The organism is Colwellia sp. MB02u-10, assembly GCF_014077185.1.
Taxonomy (GTDB): Bacteria; Pseudomonadota; Gammaproteobacteria; order Enterobacterales; family Alteromonadaceae; genus Cognaticolwellia.
In genome coordinates this window covers 1-356 of the sequence record NZ_JACGVK010000141.1, presented here as the reverse complement: position 1 = coordinate 356, position 356 = coordinate 1, and the positions used below count along the sequence as shown (strand labels likewise).

The 356-nt window shown below is 46.6% G+C and carries 1 pseudogene; it reads left to right on the top strand.

The annotated features are described in order from the left end of the window. Positions 1–356, top strand: a pseudogene (locus tag H4J59_RS19070) (hypothetical protein); the annotation flags it as partial.

The window sequence follows — 356 nt, the reverse complement described above, 5'->3', positions numbered from 1 at the left end:
GATGGCGATGGTATTCCAGATTACATAGAAGCGCGTGACGATACAGACCCAAGCGATGCTACAGATATAAAAGATACCGATGGCGATGGTATTCCAGATTACATAGAAGCGCGTGACGGTACAGACCCAAGCGATGCTACAGATATAAAAGACACCGATGGCGATGGTATTCCAGATTACATAGAAGCGCGTGACGGTACAGACCCAAGCGATGCTACAGATATAAAAGACACCGATGGCGATGGTATTCCAGATTACATAGAAGCGCGTGACGATACAGACCCAAGCGATGCTACAGATATAAAAGATACCGATGGCGATGGTATTCCAGATTACATAGAAGCGCGTGACGGTAC